This is a genomic window from Streptomyces sp. NBC_00209 (assembly GCF_045206345.1).
GTDB lineage: Bacteria > Actinomycetota > Actinomycetes > Streptomycetales > Streptomycetaceae > Streptomyces.
Map to the genome: position 1 here is coordinate 6,206,283 of NZ_CP108121.1, position 14,381 is coordinate 6,220,663.

Annotated in this window: 15 protein-coding genes; 7 read left to right on the forward strand and 8 right to left on the reverse strand. The window is 74.2% G+C overall.

Annotated elements, in window-relative coordinates; translation table 11 throughout:
* Positions 1 to 118: 118 nt before the first annotated feature.
* Both OG867_RS28195 and OG867_RS28200 read left to right on the forward strand, forming a co-directional pair.
* A complete protein-coding gene (locus OG867_RS28195) occupies positions 119 to 787 on the forward strand; it encodes a HEAT repeat domain-containing protein (protein WP_406289533.1) in 669 nt (222 codons plus the stop codon).
* A 19-nt stretch (positions 788 to 806) separates the two neighbouring features.
* The gene (locus OG867_RS28200) at positions 807 to 1,808 is read left to right on the forward strand and encodes a MerR family transcriptional regulator (protein WP_328899145.1); all 1,002 of its coding nucleotides are present in this window, start codon (positions 807 to 809) and stop codon (positions 1,806 to 1,808) included.
* Positions 1,809 to 1,833: 25 nt separating this feature from the next.
* Here OG867_RS28200 and OG867_RS28205 read toward each other — a convergent pair whose 3' ends face one another.
* Positions 1,834 to 2,259: a nuclear transport factor 2 family protein gene (locus tag OG867_RS28205; RefSeq protein ID WP_328899144.1), complete on the reverse strand. Its 426-nt coding sequence runs from the start codon at positions 2,257 to 2,259 to the stop codon at positions 1,834 to 1,836.
* Between the two features lie 84 nt (positions 2,260 to 2,343).
* Here OG867_RS28205 and OG867_RS28210 point away from each other — a divergent pair, with 84 nt between their 5' ends.
* Positions 2,344 to 2,913, forward strand: a complete 570-nt coding sequence (locus OG867_RS28210; RefSeq protein WP_406289536.1) for a TetR family transcriptional regulator — start codon at positions 2,344 to 2,346, stop codon at positions 2,911 to 2,913.
* A 192-nt stretch (positions 2,914 to 3,105) separates the two neighbouring features.
* Here OG867_RS28210 and OG867_RS28215 read toward each other — a convergent pair whose 3' ends face one another.
* Both OG867_RS28215 and OG867_RS28220 read right to left on the reverse strand, forming a co-directional pair.
* On the reverse strand, positions 3,106 to 3,930 hold the full coding sequence (locus OG867_RS28215) for a phosphotransferase (protein ID WP_406289538.1): 825 nt from the start codon (positions 3,928 to 3,930) through the stop codon (positions 3,106 to 3,108).
* 61 nt (positions 3,931 to 3,991) lie between these two features.
* The gene (locus tag OG867_RS28220; RefSeq protein ID WP_406289541.1) at positions 3,992 to 4,345 is read right to left on the reverse strand and encodes a hypothetical protein; all 354 of its coding nucleotides are present in this window, start codon (positions 4,343 to 4,345) and stop codon (positions 3,992 to 3,994) included.
* A 131-nt stretch (positions 4,346 to 4,476) separates the two neighbouring features.
* Here OG867_RS28220 and OG867_RS28225 point away from each other — a divergent pair, with 131 nt between their 5' ends.
* Entirely contained in the window at positions 4,477 to 5,091 is a 615-nt protein-coding gene (locus OG867_RS28225; protein WP_406289544.1) for a PadR family transcriptional regulator, read from the forward strand.
* A gap of 63 nt (positions 5,092 to 5,154) precedes the next feature.
* On the opposite strand, the gene OG867_RS28230 is transcribed toward OG867_RS28225, so the two are convergent.
* On the reverse strand, positions 5,155 to 5,343 hold the full coding sequence (locus OG867_RS28230; protein WP_328899140.1) for a hypothetical protein: 189 nt from the start codon (positions 5,341 to 5,343) through the stop codon (positions 5,155 to 5,157).
* Between the two features lie 147 nt (positions 5,344 to 5,490).
* Here OG867_RS28230 and OG867_RS28235 point away from each other — a divergent pair, with 147 nt between their 5' ends.
* Positions 5,491 to 6,468, forward strand: a complete 978-nt coding sequence (locus tag OG867_RS28235) for an EamA family transporter (RefSeq protein WP_406289547.1) — start codon at positions 5,491 to 5,493, stop codon at positions 6,466 to 6,468.
* On the opposite strand, the gene OG867_RS28240 is transcribed toward OG867_RS28235, so the two are convergent.
* A complete protein-coding gene (locus tag OG867_RS28240) occupies positions 6,465 to 7,154 on the reverse strand; it encodes a pyridoxamine 5'-phosphate oxidase family protein (RefSeq protein ID WP_406289550.1) in 690 nt (229 codons plus the stop codon). The two genes, OG867_RS28235 and OG867_RS28240, sit on opposite strands and share 4 nt — an antisense overlap.
* Before the next feature lie 35 nt (positions 7,155 to 7,189).
* On the opposite strand from OG867_RS28240, the gene OG867_RS28245 reads away from it, so the two are divergent.
* Entirely contained in the window at positions 7,190 to 8,521 is a 1,332-nt protein-coding gene (locus OG867_RS28245) for an aminotransferase class I/II-fold pyridoxal phosphate-dependent enzyme (RefSeq protein ID WP_406289553.1), read from the forward strand.
* A gap of 54 nt (positions 8,522 to 8,575) precedes the next feature.
* On the opposite strand, the gene OG867_RS28250 is transcribed toward OG867_RS28245, so the two are convergent.
* Positions 8,576 to 9,535: a DMT family transporter gene (locus OG867_RS28250; RefSeq protein ID WP_406289555.1), complete on the reverse strand. Its 960-nt coding sequence runs from the start codon at positions 9,533 to 9,535 to the stop codon at positions 8,576 to 8,578.
* A gap of 74 nt (positions 9,536 to 9,609) precedes the next feature.
* Here OG867_RS28250 and OG867_RS28255 point away from each other — a divergent pair, with 74 nt between their 5' ends.
* Complete coding sequence (locus OG867_RS28255) at positions 9,610 to 10,533, forward strand: LysR family transcriptional regulator (protein ID WP_406289557.1); 924 nt, start codon at positions 9,610 to 9,612, stop codon at positions 10,531 to 10,533.
* Between the two features lie 30 nt (positions 10,534 to 10,563).
* Here the strand turns inward: OG867_RS28255 and OG867_RS28260 are convergent, their stop codons facing one another.
* Together OG867_RS28260 and OG867_RS28265 are read right to left on the reverse strand one after the other, a co-directional pair.
* Positions 10,564 to 12,702 carry a prolyl oligopeptidase family serine peptidase gene (locus tag OG867_RS28260; protein WP_328899134.1) on the reverse strand — a complete coding sequence of 713 codons (2,139 nt, stop codon included), beginning with the start codon at positions 12,700 to 12,702 and terminating at the stop codon, positions 10,564 to 10,566.
* A gap of 75 nt (positions 12,703 to 12,777) precedes the next feature.
* On the reverse strand, positions 12,778 to 14,376 hold the full coding sequence (locus tag OG867_RS28265) for an MDR family MFS transporter (protein WP_406289561.1): 1,599 nt from the start codon (positions 14,374 to 14,376) through the stop codon (positions 12,778 to 12,780).
* Positions 14,377 to 14,381 lie beyond the last annotated feature (5 nt).

Here is a 14,381-nt window from a genome sequence, read left to right on the forward strand (position 1 = left end):
AGGACTCCGTCCCGGCCCGGAACCAAGGCCAATCGCGGACCGGTGGCCCCGAAACCGCGCCGCGCTTGACCTTGTCACGGTGACAACCGCTTCACTCGGCCGCGAGGAGGTGGTCCCGATGACCACGGCGAACGAGGACACAGCCGTCACGCAAGCGCTGCGCGGGCTGGAACACGGAGACGCGTCGGTGCGGCTGCGGACCGCGCTGGCGGTCGGATCGGCGCCGGACACGCGGCTGGTCGACCGGCTCGTGGAGCGGTGCGCAGCCGAGCCGGACTTCTCCGTACGGGAGATGCTGACCTGGGCGCTCACCCGGCACCCACAGGACCTGACGGTGCCCAGGCTCGTCGCCGAGCTCCGTGCGGAGCGCCCGCAGGCCCGCAGTCAGGCCCTGCACACGCTGTCCAAGACCGGGGACCGGCGGGCCTGGCCGGCGATCACCCGGGCCCTGCTCACCGACCCCGACGACGAGGTGGCGCGCGCCGCGTGGCGGACCGCGGTCGTCCTCGTGCCCGAGGACGAGGCGCCCGCGCTCGCCGCGGTGCTGGCCGGGCAGCTCGGGCGTGGGGGCCGCGAGACGCGGCTGAGTCTCAGCCGGGCGCTGATCGCACTCGGTGCGGCGGCCGGGCCGGTGCTGGACGCCGCCGCCGCGCACCCCGACCCCCGAGTCCGCGAGCACGCCCTCGCCACGGAGGAGCTGCGGCGCGACCCGGACGCCGGGTTCGACCTCGCGATCGAGGAGGCGAAGCGGAGGGTGGCCCTCGGGGCTTACGGTGATCCAGCCTGATTCAAACGAAAGGCCCTGGGTGTTGATCGGTGAGGTGGCGCGGCGGTCCGGGGTCAGCGCGCGCATGCTCCGGCACTACGAGTCGCTGGGGCTGGTGCGGCCGACGGGGCGCAACGACGTCGGATACCGGGAGTACTCCGGCGAGGACGTCCGGCGCATCTTCCACATCGAGAGCCTGCGGTCCCTCGGTCTCTCGCTGCGCGAGGTGGGGCGCGCCCTGGACGATCCCGGCTTCAGCCCGGCCGGTCTTGTGGACGACCTCGTCCGGCGGACCCGGGAACGGATCGCGGGCGAGACGGAGCTGCTGAACCGGCTGAGCCGGATCGGCGCCGCCGAACCCGGGGACTGGGAGGGCGTCCTGCGTACCGTCTCCCTTCTCCAGGCCCTGGGCTCCGCCAGCCCGGGCACCCGGCAGCGGGCGGCGCTGTCCTCTGCGGGCGAGGCGCCCGTGCCGGTGGAGGCCCTGGTCGAGGCGGTCCTGAGCGAGCGGGACCCGAGCGTGGCGGGTGCGCTGCGGTGGGCCCTGGCGCGGGCGGGCAGCGGGCTCACCCTGCTGGCGGAGGGCCTGGACTCGCCGGTCGCGGCGGTGCGCGCCCGTGCGGTGCGGGCGGTCGCCGGGATTCCGGGCGAGGCCGCGAGCGTGCTGCTGCGGGACGCCCTCGGTCATCCCGATGTCGCGGTACGCCAGTACGCGGCGCCGGCGCTCGGTGCGCGCGGGGTGGCCGAGGCGGTCCCGACGCTCATCGGCATGGTCGCGGAGGCGGTGCGGGACGTGGACGCGGCCGACGCGCTGGGGGTGCTGGCCGCTGATCCGGAGACGGCCGAGCGGATCGCCTCCGCGCTCGTCGGCCGCCTCGCCGACCCCGCCCTCGACGCGCCCGCCCGCCGCCGCCTCACCCAGGCACTGGCGGACATCCCGGGCCCGACGGCGACGCGGGCGCTGGGGGAGCTGGCGGAGGACGGGGACCGGGGGGTGGCGGTGACGGCGGTGTATCTGCTGGGGCTGCGGGGTGAGGGGTGAACCCGGCCGGTGACGGCGCCGGGTCTCAGCGTCTGACGGCGGCGAGGGCCGCGGTGTCCATGTAGTCGCGGACCTGGGTGATCAGGCCGTCGCGGACCCGGAGCACGAGCAGGCCGGGGACGGCGAACGCGGTGCCCGTGGCCGGGAGCGTCCCCGCCACCACGTGCTCGGCGACGATCACCTCCGGGTCGTCCGTCCCGTACGCGGACACCGTCCTGACCTCGTCGATCCGTACGGGACTCGCGCCCCAGACCGCGCGGTAGCCGGTGCGTACCGCCTCGCGGCCCTCGTAGCGCGGTGGAAAGCCGGGAGCGGTGAAGGGGAACTCGTGCACCGCGTCGGCCGCGTACAGATCCGCGAGATCGTCCGCGGACTTGTCGAGCATGGCCCGGTGATAGGCGGCCAGGGCCTCGCGGGGGGTACGGGCGCGGGCGGTTTCCGGTTGCGGCACGGAACGACTCCATTCGCTCAACGCTTGTTGACCCCGACAGTAGGGTGGGAGGAGGGATTCGGTCAACGGCTGTAGAGTCGCGGCGTGACCACGCCCCGGGAGACCCGTGCCGACCGCCGCCGCGCCACCGAGGCGCGCATTCTCGAAAAGGCCCGGGAGGAGTTCGCCGCCAAGGGGTTCGACCGGACGACCATCCGCGCGGTGGCGGGCGCGGCCGGGGTGGACCCGGCCCTGGTCATGCAGTACTTCGGCTCGAAGCGTGAGCTGTTCGGCCGGGCCGTGCAGACGTTCACCGCGCCACCCCCGGAGGCCGCGGGCGCGGAGGCGTTCGCCGACCGGATGCTGGCCACGCTGGGCCTGAAGCTGGGCGGTCTGCCCGAGGGGACGCTCGCGGTGCTGCGGTCCATGCTCACCGATCCGGCGGCCGCCGATCACGTACGCACCGCGCTCGGCGGTCAGATCGCCGACGCCGGTGCCGCCGTCCCGGCGCCCGACGACCGGGAACTCCGCGCCGCCCTGGCGGTCACCACCCTGCTCGGCGTGACCATCGGTCATCAGCTCCTGGGGCTGCCCGCCTTGCGCGAGGCGTCGCCGGAACGCGTCGCCGCGTTGCTCAGGCCCGCGCTCAACGCGCTGGCCGAGCCCGGGCCGTGAGCGCGGGGATCCTCGGCCGGGTCCGCACGGTCCGCGTTCCGCTCCCGTGACGCGGCGGCCTCCTCCAGCAGAGGCCGGCCGTCCACCTCCACCCGGCGCCGGTCCGCCGGCTGCCATCCGTGCGCCGTCGCCACGTCCAGCAGGGCGCGGACGGCCCCGGGTTCGTGCAGGTTGAGGGAGGCGCCCCCGACGTCACCCACGTCCCCGGAGCCCAGGGGAGTCCAGCAGGGCGGCTGTGAACGTCCGGCGGTGGTCCGCCAGCCAGGTCTGTACGCGGTCCCAGCGTTCCCAGCCACCGCGCTCGGCCAGCGCCCGGACATAGACGGAGTCCTCGTCGGCCACGCGGCGGGCGACGAAGGCCCGGCAGACCTCCGTGGCCTGCTCGATGACGCCGGGCAACACGGCGCGGTCCTTTGCCGGGAGGCCGTGACCGTCGGCGAGGATCCGCAGTCGTGCGGCCGGGTCCAGCCCGGCGGGATAGAGGGCGGCCGCGGAATCGGGGTCCAGCATGGGCGCCCAGTAGCGGGCGGTCATGGCGATGTCCCAGAGGGCGCGGCCCGGGGCCGCCAGGTCGAAGTCGATCAGGGCCGCGGCGCGGCCGTCGCGGAAGACGACGTTGTCCGGGCACACGTCGTTGTGGCACACGAGCGTCCCGCCCTCCGGGTCGGCGAGGTCCGTCGGCCACGCGGCGCGGGTGTCGACCGCGACGGCCGCGCCGGCCTCGTGCAGGCGCCGCAGCAGGCGCCCCACCGATGCGAGGGCGGTAGACGTCATCGCCCAGTCGGGGAACGGCGGCAGCGCCACGTCGCCGGGGATGAACGTCAGCCGCTCGCGGCCGTCCGCGGTGAGACCGACAGGAGCCGGAGCCGCGTCGAAGCCGTGCTCCTTCAGCGCGCGGAGATACGCGTGGAGGTCGCGCGCGTGGCGCGATGCGGGCCGCTCCACCAGGTCCCCTCGGCGGAAGACGGCCCTCGCGTTCGCCATACCGCCGAGCAGCGGCCCTTCCCTGTCCGTCATGGCGATCACGCTATCGCGGCGCTGAGATCGCCCGAACCGGAGAGGCTTTCGGAGCGGCCGTCTACAGGCCGAGCCAGCCGTACAGCCGCGGGTGTCGGGCCTGCGCCCCGCACGGGTCGTAGTCGTCCGAGCCGATCGCGGCATCGGGGACCGCTACGGCGTCGGTGCTCGCGCCGGGACTGGGCTCTGGGCTTTCGAGCGGCACGTACCGGCCCTCGTACTCGACGTCACCTCGCCCCTTGGTGTCGGCAGGGTCGTAGGTGGACCCGTACGGGTCGGAGGACAGGGTCAGGCCCTCGTCGGGGCAGCTGCCGCCGGCGGGCTGTACGGCCCACCAGGCAAAGAGGCACAGGCCCGCGATCGTGCCGAAGGCGGCGAGCTTGCGGAGCGGAAGCGAGAGGAGAGGCGAGGTCACCTCGGGATGATACGGACGGTCGCCCGGCCGCGCCGGGAAGGGGTTGTCATGCGATCGGTTCCGATATATCGTTGAGGCATCGCGACAGTACAGCGATAGACGAAAGATCAACGTAAGCGGAGGAGTACGTCATGCGTTCACATGGATTCGAGCATGGACATGCACATGGTCACGGGCGCGGCCCGTACGGCCCCGAGGGGCGAGCTGGTGGTTCTGAGGGGCGGCGGGCGGCGTTCGGGCCGTTCGGGCCGCCGTTCGGCGGTGGGCCGTTCGGTGGCGGACGGAACCGGGGCGGCGGCCGGGGGAGGGCGCGGCGCGGTGACGTGCGCGCTTCGATCCTGGCGCTGCTCAAGGACCGGCCGATGCACGGGTACGAGATGATCCAGGAGATCGGCGAGCGCAGCGGCGGGGCCTGGCGGCCCAGCCCCGGCTCGGTGTACCCGACCCTTCAGCTGCTGGAGGACGAGCAGCTGATCGCCAGCGCGAGCGAGGGCGGCAAGAGGCTGTTCACGCTCACCGACACCGGCCGCACCGAGGCCGAGACCGGGCCCGAGGCGCCCTGGGAGGAGGCCGGGCGCGGGGTCGACTGGGAGAGCATGAACGAGGTCCGGCAGGCCGGATTCGGTCTGATGGAGGCGTTCGGCCAGGTCTGGAAGACCGGCTCGTCCGACCAGCGCGACAAGGCGGTCGCCGTCATCAACGAGGCCCGCAAGAAGCTGTACCTCATTCTCGCCGACGAGCACTGAGCCCCGCTGTGGGTCGGTGTGTGGAGGAGCCCGGCGGCCCCAGGCCGCCGGGCTCCTCGCCGTCTACGTGTCCGTCGTGAGGGGCCAGATCCGCGCCGCGTCGAAGCGGTCGGACGCGCGGGGGTGCGGGCCGTCGTCGTGGCAGTGGAACGCGCACCAGAACAGATCCGCCGGCAGGGCGTCCAGGGGCGCGTGGACCCGGTAGACGTACTCGCGCCCGTCGAGCGCCGGCAGGGACACCAGCCAGCTCACCCCGGTCCCCTCCCGCCGCGCCGCGAACAACCGCTCCGCCCTGTGGGACGTGTACGAACGGGGCGTCGGTTGCCCCGTCCGCCGAGCGCTGTACGAGTCAGGTGTCACCGGGGTGACGGTCCTGACCGCAGCTGTCATGATGTGCCGATGCACGCGTCTCAGGGGAGAAGCGCCGGCCTGGGACTCGCCCTCGCCTCGGCCTTCGCATTCGGTGGTTCCGGAGTGGCGGCCAAGCCGCTGATCGAGGCGGGGCTCGACCCGCTCCACGTCGTCTGGCTGCGGGTGGCGGGCGCCGCGCTCGTCATGCTGCCGGTGGCCTGGCGCCACCGGGCACTGGTGCGCAGCCGGCCCGTGCTCCTGCTCGGCTTCGGGCTGCTCGCCGTCGCGGGCGTGCAAGCCTGCTACTTCGCCGCCATCTCCCGCATCCCGGTGGGCGTCGCGCTCCTGGTGGAATACCTCGCCCCGGCGCTCGTCCTCGGCTGGGTGCGCTTCGTGCAGCGGCGCCCGGTCACGCGGGCGGCGGCCCTCGGGGTCGTCCTCGCGGCCGGCGGACTCGCCTGTGTGGTCGAGGTCTGGGCCGGGCTGGGCTTCGACGTGGTCGGGCTGGTCCTCGCGCTCGGCGCGGCCTGCTGCCAGGTCGGCTACTTCGTCCTCTCCGACCAGGGCGGCGGCGCCGAACCCCCGCACCCGGTCGGCGTCATCGCGTACGGCCTGCTGATCGGCGCCCTCGTGCTCACCGCGATCGCCCGCCCCTGGGGCATGGACTGGTCGGTGCTCGGCGGCGACACGGTCATGGACGGTGCCGCGGTGCCGGCCTGGCTGCTGCTCGTCTGGATCGTGCTGCTGGCCACCGTCATCGCGTACGTCACCGGGGTGATCTCCGTACGCCTGCTCTCACCGGCCGTCGCGGGCGTCGTCGCCTGCCTCGAAGCGGTCATCGCCACGGTCCTCGCCTGGTTCCTCCTCGGCGAGCACCTGGCCGCGCCGCAGCTCATCGGTGGCGCGCTCGTCCTGGCCGGCGCCCTCATCGCGCAGTCGTCCACGCCCCGGCCGCCCTCCGGGCCGGTCGCCGCGGGGGCGGGGGCGCCGGACGTCGTCGTGGATCGCGCCGACGCCCGCCTCTAGGGCAGGTACGCCGGTACGTCGATCGACGGGTCCAGGTCGTCCGCGGGGACCGGGGTGCCGTAGGCCGGGGCGACGGGGACGACGCCGGACCAGTACGGGAGGCCGAGGTCCTGGGGGTCGTCGTTCGGGCCGCCCGTGCGGATCTTGGCGGAGACCTCCCGCAGATCCAGCCGGACGACGGCGGTGGCGGCCAGCTCCTTGCCGTCGGCGGGCCGCGAGTCCTTCGAGCGCCCCGGCACCGCCTGGTCCACGATCGCGTCCAGGGCGACGCGCCGCTCCTCCGGGTCGGTCACGGTGTACGCGGTGCCGTGGACGACCACCGAGCGGTAGTTGAGCGAGTGGTGGAAGGCCGAACGGGCCAGCACCAGGCCGTCGACATGGGTCACCGTCAGGCATACGGGCAGCCCCTCGTCGCCGCTCCCGGCCGTCCGCAGTGGCCGCGAGCCGGTCGAGCCGTGCACGTACAGCCGCTCGCCGACCCGTCCGAAGAGCGTCGGCAGCACGACCGGCGCGCCGTCACGCACGAAGCCGAGGTGGCAGAGGTAGGCGCCGTCGAGTATCGAGTGCACCGTCTCCCGGTCGTACGCGGCGCGCTCCCGCGACCGGGTGGGGACGGTCCGGTCCGTCGGCTCATAGCCGGATGAGGCGTCCGGGGACGTGGTCTGCTGGGAAGCGGTCTCCGGCATTGCGTACTCCATTGCACTAGTGCATACTGTTGTTTGTGCTAGGAGAGTATCGGATCAGTGGACGGCGTGCACAGGAAATTGCCGCCAGCGTCGAGCGTGGGGTCGGTTCGGGCGAGCTGCCGCCCGGGCATGTGCTGCCCCCCATGCGGGAGCTGGCGGCCCAACTGGAGGTGAATCCGAACACCGTCGCGGCGGCCTACCGCACCCTGCGCGAGCGCGGGGTGATCGAGACCGCCGGGCGCCGGGGCAGCCGGATCAGGCCGCGCCCCGCGAGCACCGCGCGCGGTTCGATGCGGGTCGAGGCGCCCCCCGGGGTGCGGGACCTGGGTGACGGCAGCCCCGATCCGGCGCTGCTGCCGCGGCTGGGCGATGCGTTCGCGTCCGTCGCCAAGGCGTATGACCGCGAGCCCGGGCTGTACGGGCAGGCGGCCGTGGACCCGGAGTTCGCCGCACTCGCGCGCGCCGCGATGGACGCGGACGGGGTGCCGGCCGGACCGGTGGCCGCCACCTCCGGCTCGCTGGACGCGATCGAGCGGGTGCTCTCCGCCCACCTCAGGCCCGGCGACCAGGTCGCCGTCGAGGACCCCGGCTGGGGCGGGCTCCTGGACCTGGTCCCGGCACTCGGCATGCGGCCCGTGCCGATGGCGCTGGACGACGACGGGCCGTTGCCGGACGCACTCGAAGCGGCGCTCCGGGCGGGCGCGCGGGCCGTCGTGATCACGGACCGGGCGCAGAACCCGACGGGGGCCACGGTCTCCCAGGACCGGGCGGGGCGGCTGCGGGCGGTCCTCGCCCGGCACCCGGACGTCCTGCTCATCGAGGACGACCACGGCCACGCCATCGTGGACCAGCCGCTGTACCCGCTGGCCGGGTCCACGGGCCGGTGGGCGTTCGTCCGCTCGGTGGCCAAGGCGTACGGGCCGGACCTGCGGGTCGCGGTGCTGACCGGGGACGCGGTCACGGTCGACCGGGTGGCCGGCCGGCAGCGGCTCGGGCCCGGCTGGGTCAGCCGGCTGCTGCAACGGACCGTGGTGCACCTGTGGAGCACCGGCGCCGTGGACGCGCGCGAGGTGGCCCGCTCCTACGCCCGCCGCCGGGACGCCCTCGTCCGGGCGCTGGCGGAGCGCGGTGTGGAGGCGTACGGCCGCAGCGGGATGAACGTGTGGGTGCCGGTGAGCGACGAGACGGGCGCGGTGGCCCGGCTGTTGCAGGCGGGCTGGGCGGTGGCGCCCGGAGCCCGGTTCCGTATCGCCGCACCCCAGGCGGTCCGGATCACCGTCTCCCCGCTCACCGACGCCGACCTCGGGCCGCTGGCCGACGCGGTGGCGCAGGCGGCGGGACCGGCGCGGCCGCTGAGTTACGGGTGACGTCGCGGCGATGCGGGTGAGGCCCCGGGGTTTACGGGTGACGCCCCGGCCCCCTCAGGCGCGCCGTCTGCTCTGGGTGAGCGCGGCCCCGGCCAGGACGATGAGGGCGCCGACGGGGGTGTTCCAGCTCAGCCGCTCGCCGAGCACGGCCACGCCGGCCGTCGTGGCGATGACCGGGATGAAGTAGGTGACCATCTGCGCGGTCGTCGGCCCGACCTCGTTGACCAGGCCGTACTGGAGCAGCACCGCAAGGCCCGTGCCCAGCGCCCCGAGCGCGACGACGGCCAGGGTGGGCACGACCGGGAAGCCGCCCGGGACGGTGGTGAACAGCGGGGTGACGACCGCGAGTTGCACGGTGCCCAGGAAGAGCTGGCTGCCGGTGAGCGCGAGAGTCGACGCGTCGCTGCCGGCCAGCGTCCGGCGCACGTAGATCCAGCCCACCGGGTAGCTCAGCGAGGCCAGGAGCGCCATGGCGGTGCCGCTGAAGTCCAGCCCGGAGAAGCCCTGCCAGGCGCCGAGCACCGTCAGCACGCCGAGGAAGCCGAGGCCGAGACCGGCGACGCGGCGGCGGGTGGGCCGGTCCTCCGAGAGGGCGACGAGCGACAGCGCCATGCCCCAGAGCGGCGAGGTCGCGTTGCAGATGCCCGCCAGCGTGGACGGGATGGACAGCTCGGCGTACGCGAACAGGGAGAACGGCAGGGCGTTGAGGAAGAACGCCGCCACCGCCAGATGGCCCCAGGTCCTGGCCGAGCGCGGCAGCCGCTCCCGCTTCACCGCCATCACCACCGCAAGGACCGCGGTGCCCGACAGGAGCCGCCCCAGGGTCACCTGGAACGGGGCGTACGCATCGGTCCCCACCTTGATCAGGAGGAAGCTGAAGCCCCAGATCAGCGAGAGCGCCGCGAAACGCAGCCGCCAGTCCAGGGCCGGGCGGCGGGCGGGGGCGGGCGAGGGCCCGGGGAGTACGGCGGGGGCCGGCTCGGGGGTGGCTCTCGGGGCGGTCGGGGCGCTCATGGTGACAACGATCGCCGCCTCCACCTCGTAGCACAAGTGAGATTTTGTGCGCTGCTTCACGTAGCATCGCTTACATGTTGAACCTGGAGCGCCTCCGCACCCTGGACGCCCTGGCCAGGCTCGGTTCGGTCAGCGGCGCCGCCGAAGGGCTGCACGTCACGACGTCGGCCGTCTCGCAGCAGATGGCGAAGCTGGAGCGCGAGGTCGGCCAGCGGCTCCTGGCCAGGAACGGGCGCGGGGTGCGGCTCACCGACGCGGGCCGGCTGCTCGCCGACCACGCGGCCCGCATCCTCTCGCAGGTCGAGCTGGCCCAGTCCGACATCGAGGCCCAGCGCGGCGAGGTCGTGGGGGAGATCCGGCTCGGCGCGTTCCCCACGGCCGCGCGCGGCCTCTTCCCCGCCACGCTGCTCGCCCTCCGCGCCGGCCACCCCGAACTGCGCGTGCGCACCCTGGAACTGGAGCCGGAGGCCGGTATCCGGGCGGTGCTCCGGGGCGACATCGATCTCGCCGTGGTCCTGGACTGGAGCAACAAGCGGCTCCCGGTGCCCGGCGGGCTGACCCGGGCGGAACTGCTGGACGACGCCCCGGACATCGCCATGCCGGCGGACCACCCGCTCGCCGGCCGGTCCGAAGTGGACCTGGAGGACTTCGCGGACGACGACTGGGTGTCCTGGCCCGAGGGCGAATTCTGCTACGACTGGCTGATGTTCACGCTGCGCTCCAAGGGCATCGAACCGCGCATCGCCCACCTCGCGGGCGAGCACCACACCCAACTCGCGCTCATCGCCGCCGGGATGGGCGTGTGCGTGGCGCCGCGCCTCGGGCGGGGGCCGGTGCCCGACGGGGTGCGGCTGCTGCCGGTGCGCCAGCGGATGCGCCGCCATGTCCACGCGGTGTGGCGGACGGACGCGGACCGGCGCCCCTCGGTCCGCGCGGCGGTCGCGGCGCTGCGCGAGGCGGGGCGGGACCTGGACGACCCCATGGGGGAGCGACCCTAGGGCGTGTGTCCGCGAAGTCCCGCCCGCCCGTCAGCCCCCCAACGACCTCCGCAGGAAGTCCCGTTCCAGGCGCAGCAGCCCGCTCGCCGTGTGGTCCCGGCCCACCAGGTGACCGGCCCCGGACAGCGGCAGCACCGTGTGCGGGCGGCCCGCGGCGAGCAGGGCCGACGAGAGGCGCAGCGTGTGCGCCACGGTGACGTTGTCGTCGCCGAGTCCGTGCACCAGCATCAGCGGCCGGGTCAGCGACGCGGCCTCCGCAAGCAGCGAATTGCGGTCGTAGTTGTCCGGCAGCACGTCCGGGTGGCCGAGGAACCGCTCCTCCCAGTGGGTGTCGTAGAGCCGCCGGTCCGCCGGCGCCGCGCCCGCCACCGCCGCGTGGAAGACCTCCGGATGCCGGAGCACCGCCGCTGCCGCCAGGTATCCGCTGAACGACCAGCCGCGCATCGCCACCCGGCTCAGGTCCAGTTCGGGGCGAGCGGCGGCCACCGTGCGCAGGGCGTCGATCTGGTCCTCCAGCACGGCCGTCAGCCGGTCGCCGTGCACCGACTTCTCCCACGCCTCGCCGCGCCCCGGCGTCCCCCGCCCGTCCGTGACGAGGACCGCGAACCCCTGCTCCGCGAACCACTGGGCCACCGCCGTCCACCACGTCCGCACCTTCAGCACGACCTGCATGCCGTGACCGGCGTACGGGCTCAGCAGCACCGGCAGCGGTCCGTCGCCCGGGGCGTGCCAGGACGGCAGGTAGAGGCGGCTGCGCAGCTCGCGCGCCCCCAGGCTCAGGGCCAGGGGGCGCGGAATGACGAGCGGCTCCTCGGCCAGGACGGCGATCCGGCCCGCCTCCGCGCCGTCCCGGAGCACGCTCACCGTATGGCCGTCCGGCGTCCGGCTGTCGAGGACCACCACCGGGCCCCCGACGGCGGCGGTGTGCACACCGGGCACGCCGGACACCCGGGCCAGGCCGCCCCCGGCCGAGTCGTACGACCAGACGTGGACCTCCGTGGGTTCGTCGCCGCCCGTGAAGTACACCCGTCCGTCCGCCGCCCCGAGCACCTCGCGCACCTCCAGGCCCGGGGGCGTCCGAGCCCCGCCGATGTCCAGGCCCTGGGTGTCGCCGCCGGGATGCGCGGGTACGACGAGTGCCCCGGACGGCAGGCGCAGCGGGGTGCCCGGGCGCAGGGCCACCCAGGCCGGGTCGTGGGCGCGGTGCAGGGTCCTGGTGTCCCCGGTCGCCTCGTCCACCGCCAGCACGTGCAGGGAGCGCTGGTCCCGGGTCTGTACGGAGACCAGGGGCCCCCGGTCGTCCCAGCCCGCCGCCACCACGTACTCGAACGCCCGGTCCGTCCAGGCGGCTTCGGGGTGCCCGTCGCCCGCTGCTTCGGGGAGCCGGACGGCGGTGCGCGCGCCGGAGAGCCGCACGAGGTGCAGCGAGACCTTCGCGTTGGGGGTCCCGGCGGCCGGGTACGCCAGCTCGCGGGGCGGGCGCTCGGGGTGCGCGGGGTCGGTGAGGTAGCGGCGCCGGACGCCGGAGGTGTCGGTGCGGGCGACCAGGAGGGCGTCGCCGCGCGGGGACCACCAGGAGCCGCGCGTACGGCCGATGGACTCCTGCGACACGTAGTCGGACAGGCCGTACGTGATGTGCTCCCCGTCCGGTCCGGCGAGCGCGCGGTCGTCGGTGCCGTCCGCGCGTACCGTACGCAGCGCGCCGCCGGAGACGTACGCGATCAGCGAGCCGTCCGGGGAGGGGCGGGGGTCGACGGCGGGGCCGGCCGTGGGCAGGCGGCGGGGCGCGGAGCCGTCGGTGGGGACGAGCCAGAGGGTGCCCGCGAGGGCGAGGACCGCCAGGCGTACCGAGGCGTCGGTGGCGTACGAGACCACGCCGGACGAGGTCTCGTGGGCGCGTTCGCGCCGGGCCCGTTCCTCCGGCGGGACCTCGCCGGGGGCCTCCTCCGTGAAGCCTGGTCCGAGGGGGTCGGCGAGCATCCGCTCCGCGCCGTTCTCGTACAGCCAGAGCCGGCTCACCGGGTCGGTGCCCGAGGTGCCCCGGACGAACAGGATCCGCTCGCCGTCGGGGGAGACGGTGAACTGCCGTGGCACGCCCAGCGAGAAGCGCCGGGTGCGGGCGAACTGGTCGGGGAACGGGTCGGCGGGCGAGTGGGAGGGGGCTGTCATCTCGACACCATGACAGGTGGGCGGCGCGGAAGCCGTCCGGGGCCCGTTCACGGCGAACGGGCCCCGGACCGGGGATCAGTGCGTGGGAGCCGCGGCGGGCTGGGCCGCCGCCGTCTCCACCGCCAGGCGCTCCATGCCGCTCTGGGTGCGCAGCGGCTTCTCCTTGATGAAGAGCACCGCGACGAGCGCCAGGAACGCGAAGGGGGCGCCGATCAGGAAGACGTCGGCGGTGGCGACGCCGTACGCGTTCTCCACGATGACGCGCGCCGGCTCCGGCAGCTTGCTGAGTTCGGGGACACCGCCGCCGGTGCCCCCGGCCGCCCCGCCGAAGCCCTTCTCCAGCTCCTCGGCCACCCGGTGGCCGAGGACCGCGCCGAGCGCGCTCGTACCGATGGCGCCGCCGAGGCTGCGGAAGAACGACAGGACCGAGGTGGCCGCGCCGAGTTCGGAGGCGGGCACGTCGTTCTGGGCGGCCAGCACGAGGTTCTGCATCAGCATGCCGACACCGACGCCGAGGACCACCATGTAGACGCTGAGCAGGCCGAACGAGGAGTCGGCGCCGATCGTGGAGAGCAGCCCCATGCCCGCGGTCATGATGACGCCGCCCGCGATGAGGAAGCCCTTCCACTTGCCCCGGGAGGAGATGATCTGGCCGGCGACGGTCGTGGAGACCATCAGTCCGAGGATCATCGGCAGGCTCATCAGGCCCGCGATCGTCGGGGACTTGCCCAGCGAGATCTGGAAGTACTGCGAGAGGAACACCGTGCCGCCGAACATGGCGACACCGACCAGCAGGCTCGCCACGGTCGTCAGCGCGACCGTGCGGTTGCGGAAGATGGCCAGCGGGATGATCGGCTCCGCCACCCGGGACTCGACCCACACCGCGGTGGCCAGCAGGACCACGCCGGCGGAGACGAGCGCGGCGGTCTGCCAGGACGCCCAGTCGAAGCGGTTGCCCGCGAGGGTCACCCACAGCAGCAGCGAGCTGACCCCGCTCATGATGAGGACGGCGCCGACGTAGTCGATCCTCACCTCGCGGCGGATCGTGGGCAGCTTCAGGGTCAGCTGGAGCAGCACGATCGCCAGCAGCGCGAACGGCACACCGATGAAGAAGCACCAGCGCCAGCCCAGCCAGGAGGTGTCCACGAGGACCCCGCCGATCAGCGGACCGGCGACCGTGCCGACGGCGAAGACGGCACCGAAGACGCCGGAGTAGCGGCCGAGTTCGCGCGGCGGGATGATCGCCGCCATCACGACCTGGGCGAGTGCGGTGAGACCGCCGGCGCCGATGCCCTGCACGACGCGGCTGACGATGAGCAGTCCGATGCTGTGCGAGAAGCCCGCGACGAGCGAGCCGACGACGAACATCGACAGCGAGAGCTGGATGAGCAGCTTCTTGTCGTACAGATCGGAGAGCTTGCCCCAGATCGGTACGGTCGCCGTCATGGCGAGCAGTTCGGCCGTGACGACCCAGGTGTACGAGGACTGGGTGCCGTGCAGGTCGGCGATGATCCGGGGCAGGGCGTTGGAGACGACCGTCGAGGCCAGGATGGCGACGAACATGCCGGCCATCAGGCCCGACATGGCCTGGAGTATCTGGCGGCGCGTCATGCCTGACGCGGCCCCCTCGGTCGGACCGGCGGCGCCGGTTTCGGGTGTGACGGCAGCGGTCATCGGCT